This window comes from Brevinematia bacterium (genome assembly GCA_039630355.1).
Taxonomy (GTDB): domain Bacteria; phylum Spirochaetota; class Brevinematia; order DTOW01; family DTOW01; genus SKYB106.
In genome coordinates this window covers 1-5,031 of sequence record JBCNVF010000095.1, presented here as the reverse complement: position 1 = coordinate 5,031, position 5,031 = coordinate 1, and the positions used below count along the sequence as shown (strand labels likewise).

Here is a 5,031-nt window from a genome sequence, read left to right as displayed (position 1 = left end):
AAGCTAACCTGTATGCTAAATCCCCAGAAGTTATTACTTCTATCAAGCCTTGCAGTTTTTATATATACCATAGCTCCTCCTACTACTTTTTTATGTGTCTTATTAAGTATCTCTACCATAGCATTTTCTACATCTTCTCTTTTCTTACCATACCCTGTAATACCTAGAGACACTGAAAATCCTGTATCAGACACTACTTCTATGTTATAAGTATCTTCTATAAGCACTGAGTTAGCATCCATATTCTCTAGCTCCATCCCTACTCTAACAGACCAGTTAGGTAGTATGGTTTGTATATGTGTTTCTAGGGCTTGTATTACATTATTCATTTCCTCTTACTCCTATGAAACTCTATTATCTTACTAAATATCTTTTCTCTTTTAACCCAGCTTTCTACCAACCTAGGGAAAAATGTTTTTAAGTTTAGCAGTGCCATATACATATACTTGTGTGGCTTTATTTTTACCTCATCCTTTAACACAAAATATGGAGTTATCTTTTTATCCTGCTTTAGGAAGAATATATTTTTCTTTATAAACCCACTTTTAAACACATCGGATGGTTTTTTTCTCACAACCCCTGCCTTTGTAAGGTTAGCTGGAAGTGGTATCCATAGCCTCCTTGCCTTCCTTGGCTTTATTTCTCCTCCTAGTTCCTGTATCCTTCCATATATAACACCAGTTCCAAAGAGTATTCTATCCTTACTTACCTCTGGTATGGCTACTATGGAGTTTCTTAACCTTCCAGTTCTTACCTTAAGCCCACTCTTTCCATAAGATACTCCTCTAGCATATCCCTGTAGGAAGTTTGCTATCTCTGAAAGTAGCTTGGAATATGGTATTTCTTCTCTGAAGGTTCTAAACTCTATCATATAAACTCCTCTCGTATTTCATCGGGTGTGTAGAAGAAAGACAGGATGTCAGTTTTTAGTTTATACTCTAAACCATCCATATCACTAAAAAGCTCTATAGTAGCATCTCCTACCGTCCTTCCAGAGTATAATAGTCCTCCTTCTCCTTTAAAGCTTCTTTTAAACTCTATAGCACACAGTTTTACAAACCTATCTACAAGCCATTTAGGTAGGTCTGCTTCTTCCCATCCTCTCTCTCCTTCTAGTAGGATAAATGGATGGTATGGTTGGTTAAAAACCACTAATGTTTCATAACTTACTTCTATACTAGATACTGGTATAGGTATTCCTGTATCAGTTATATCTACTAGAAGTTTTGCGTTTAGTATGGTAGTTGGCATTGGTTTTATTCTAGCAACCAAGCCTTTAGCTCCTTGGTATAGTCTTACCAGTAGTTTGTAGTTGTGTTTAAAAATAAACTTAAACTCCTCTTTCTTCCTGTGGATAATCTCTGTTAAGAATGTATCCAAGTCTGAGGTTGTTATATTAAGGTAATCCTTTACACTACTAAGTAGCATACTACTTCTCCTTTACCTTTACCTTCTTTTCTCTATCCTCTGGTTCTACATCCTGTATGGCTTCTAAGACCCTGACACTATCTTTTATTTTCTCTAGTATGCTGGGAGAGGAGATAAAAGCCTCCTCTCCTACTTTTAGATATTTATCTTCCACTACAATATCCTGTGTTATTAACACCCTATACCTCATACAATCCCTCTAGGTTCTGAACATCTTTTTCTGAAAGTTCATACTCCTTACCTGCTTCCAGTATCCTTTCGCCGTATATTACATTAGCCTTCATCTTTACCTTCTTCTTATCCTTTTCCTTTTTTTCCTCTGCCATAGCCTCCCTCCATTATGTGGTGGATAGTCTAACCCAAGAGTAGGCATTTCTGAGGACCAAATTAACTGGAGATACCATTTCCGTAAGCTTTATTGCTATAACATCCCTCTGGAACTGGAACTGGTCGCTTATCTGCATCTCTAGCTCAGTCCCAACTGCGAAAATATTCGCCTTCTTAAAGTCCCCATATATAACCGCAACTCTACCTGCTGAGTTTGGAGGCATCTGGTTAGAGAGGATTATCCTTTTACCTAAAAGAGTTCTATCCTTAAGCTCCATGTAGGAGGCAATCTGATACTGGTTATCAGTCCCCTTTCTCTGTAGTATATGCTGGTAATAAAGCTGTGGATGCATTATATACACAGCATCAGTGCTTTCATTTACACTTGGGTCTACAGCTCCACCCAGAGATATTAAGTGGTCTATCTGAACCGCATTCCAAGTGGTGCTACCTGTTGGGAGAACTATAGTAGTAGTAGGAGTTGTGTATTCTATGCCATTAAATGGGTCACCAGCACCAGTATTACCTCTAAGGAATATCCTATCTTCTTCTTTGGTAATTTCCTTTGTGAAAAGGAATAGTAGGTAATCAACTATACTAACGTTCGTAGCTTTTAGGAATTCCTTAGTAACCTCTGTATACCCCGCTAGTTTCCTTAGGGATATGCTAACGCCAGTCCCAAATACGTTATTCGCGTTCGTCATTGTTATAGCACTACCTTCCGCTGTCCAGTATGCAGTTACTCCTCCCTCTACAGGAACCCTTATATCCATCTTCTCCAGCTGTATCAACCTAGATAGCCTTCTTGCTATGCCATATATATTAGCAAGAGTCATTACCTCATCCATGGCAGGTGTAGGAATGGTATAGTTTGCGTTTGTAGACCCAGTTCCTATGGTTTTGGTTATAAAGTTATGTATTTCCTTCTTAGCATCCTTCGTGTCCCTATGCTGGTGTATAAGCCTTACCTTATTTATCTCCTCTCTTATCGCCTCCAGCTCCTCCTTCGTAGCTATACCCTGAAGCACATCTTTAGTTAGAAACTTATTTTCAAGCATCTTATTTAACTCTTCTATTTCTTTAAGCACCTTTTCCTCAAGTTCCATATGCCTTACCTCCTTTATTTTAGTTTTTGTTTTATTTCTCTTATCTTCTCCAGAACTACTTCACCGAGTAGCTTCTGGTTTGGTGTATTATAAACGATTTCATTTTTCCATATACTCCCCTCTAGTAAATACTTCTGAAGCAACGCATACGGGTTTGCAGGGATATTTACTATACTAATCTCTAGTAGCTCCCATTCAAGTATTTTAACTCCTCCATTAGGTTTTGGTTCTTGCTTAAGAGGTATGAATCCTATGGAAGTTGCGTTTAGTATTCCTTCGTCCACTAAATTTTTAACCCTCTGTGCGAAAAAGTCATTACTAAACCTTATGTTCGCTACAAGCATGTCCCCCTTTATGTATATACTCTCCGCTTTTCCTATAGGAAGTGCATCTTTCTGATGGTTAAATAGCACTATGGGATTTTTTAGGTAGTTCTCGAACCTGCCACCAGATACTACTACTACATCTCCTACTCTATCCTCTACTTCCTTAGTTACCACGAAAGTATATACCTCTTCCCCTTCTTCTAGTTCCTTATTTCTATACGCTACTATCTTCTTTTCTTCATCTCCATCTATCTCTTCCAGTAGTCTTCCTGCCGCATTGAATATATCATCATGCCCCTGCTGTCCCGCCCTTTGTCTTATCGCTATAAGCCCTTTTCTATTAACTTTCTTAAAGTCATCGGTAAAAGGATAAGCATAGTGCTGTTTCGTTTCTGGGTTAGTGTCTTCCCTTATGCCTAAATGCCATAGTGCATACTTTTCTATCCCATTCTCCTCTATGTATCTATTCTCCTGCTCTGGTGTTGGTGGCTCCCAATCTTGGCTTTGCTTCCAGTTTCCTTTTCTTATCTGTTCCAAAGCAAAGCTATATGCTTTTCGGTTAAGTTTCATACCAACCTCCCGTGTAATTATATATGATTACTCAAAAAGCAAGGTGCACCTACAGTTTATAACTTCCTCAGGTTTTCCATTTATATCTCCCGGGTAAGATAAACCATTCGGGAATACTTCCTCTATACCAATTCTTAAATAGTCTTGTGCTTGGTGTGTATGTCTAACAGCCTCATCGTGTGCGGTAAGCCATATCTTGTGTGTAAAATCTCTCATCTTTGCTTCCTCTAGAACAAAGTCGTTTAGAATACTAGTCGTTTCTGTCCTCGCTATGGTATTTAATCTATTCCTCTGTGCCTGAAATACCTTTTTTATATCCTCCCCAATCTCTATGGTAGGCTTCCCTTCCTGTAGTCCATTTACCACTACCTCTCTTATCTGGTTCTTTACCGTTTCATTTACTCTCGTTATCTTTTTTGCGTGCCTAACCGAAACTACATCTACCATCGTGTATCGTAGTATATCTCCCTGTAGCTGTATTTTAGCAACCTCGGAGTAGTCTTCTAGTATTTCTAGGAATAGGTCTTTAGCTGCTATCTCCATTTTAGGGTTTATGAAGGATAGGAAGTTATCTAAAAGCACGTCCAAGAGTGGTAAGTTATTATCCTTTACAGCCTGTATAACATCATGGTAATAACTATCTAAAAATATATTCCTGTTAGTGGTTATTATATTCAGTATCTTCTGTCTAACTCTTTCCGATAGCTTTACCTGTTTTGCATAAAACTTCTGCTTTATATTAACTCCTCTGTGGTATATATCCATAGGTATATACTTTTCCATTATATTAACCATTTTCTTTTCCTCTGGTTTTTCCACTCTATATGGCTTTGGAAGTCCTAGCATCTCTGCGGCTTGGGATAGAGGATATCCTGCTAGTATTAGGGCGTTCAGGGTATTTACCTTGTCTGAAAGGCTTTCCTGTAAAACTTCCACATTTTCTCGCTTAAACCTTATTTCCATATTATGCTTCCTGAATGCCTGTTCTATCGCATTTGCTATTGGGAACACAGCGTTTTCATAGAAGGCTTTTAACTGTTCCTTTCGGTTAACATAATTTCCACTATCCCCAAATCCTAACACTATCGGAGGGACACGTAAAACGGATAAAATCATTACAGCGTTCTGTTTCTGTATTTCTACCAAGTTCTGCATCTCCGTTCTTATTTCCTTTACATCCATAGCAACGGGACTTATTAAAAAGTTTATTCTTTTATTATTTTCTAGTTCTCTTCTTATAGCAGCTTCTAGTCTTTTAAGTGTTTCCTCTCCTA

At 38.1% G+C, this 5,031-nt stretch carries 8 protein-coding genes; all 8 read right to left on the bottom strand.

Annotated elements, in window-relative coordinates; translation table 11 throughout:
- Positions 1 to 329: hypothetical protein (locus tag ABDH28_06575; protein ID MEN2998680.1), on the bottom strand; the 329-nt coding region annotated here is incomplete at its 3' end.
- Positions 326 to 871 carry a hypothetical protein gene (locus tag ABDH28_06570; protein ID MEN2998679.1) on the bottom strand — a complete coding sequence of 182 codons (546 nt, stop codon included), beginning with the start codon at positions 869 to 871 and terminating at the stop codon, positions 326 to 328. The genes ABDH28_06570 and ABDH28_06575, both read right to left, overlap by 4 nt.
- Positions 868 to 1,428: a hypothetical protein gene (locus ABDH28_06565; protein MEN2998678.1), complete on the bottom strand. Its 561-nt coding sequence runs from the start codon at positions 1,426 to 1,428 to the stop codon at positions 868 to 870. The genes ABDH28_06570 and ABDH28_06565 overlap by 4 nt, the downstream gene beginning before the upstream one ends.
- Before the next feature lies 1 nt (position 1,429).
- Positions 1,430 to 1,618, bottom strand: coding sequence for a hypothetical protein (locus ABDH28_06560; protein MEN2998677.1), 189 nt, complete (start codon positions 1,616 to 1,618; stop codon positions 1,430 to 1,432).
- A complete protein-coding gene (locus ABDH28_06555; protein MEN2998676.1) occupies positions 1,608 to 1,754 on the bottom strand; it encodes a hypothetical protein in 147 nt (48 codons plus the stop codon). Before ABDH28_06555 ends, ABDH28_06560 begins: the two co-directional genes overlap by 11 nt.
- A gap of 12 nt (positions 1,755 to 1,766) precedes the next feature.
- Entirely contained in the window at positions 1,767 to 2,861 is a 1,095-nt protein-coding gene (locus ABDH28_06550) for a phage major capsid protein (protein ID MEN2998675.1), read from the bottom strand.
- A gap of 14 nt (positions 2,862 to 2,875) precedes the next feature.
- The gene (locus tag ABDH28_06545) at positions 2,876 to 3,757 is read right to left on the bottom strand and encodes an HK97 family phage prohead protease (protein MEN2998674.1); all 882 of its coding nucleotides are present in this window, start codon (positions 3,755 to 3,757) and stop codon (positions 2,876 to 2,878) included.
- Positions 3,758 to 3,784: 27 nt separating this feature from the next.
- A partial coding sequence (locus ABDH28_06540; protein MEN2998673.1) for a phage portal protein occupies positions 3,785 to 5,031 on the bottom strand: 1,247 nt, incomplete at its 5' end.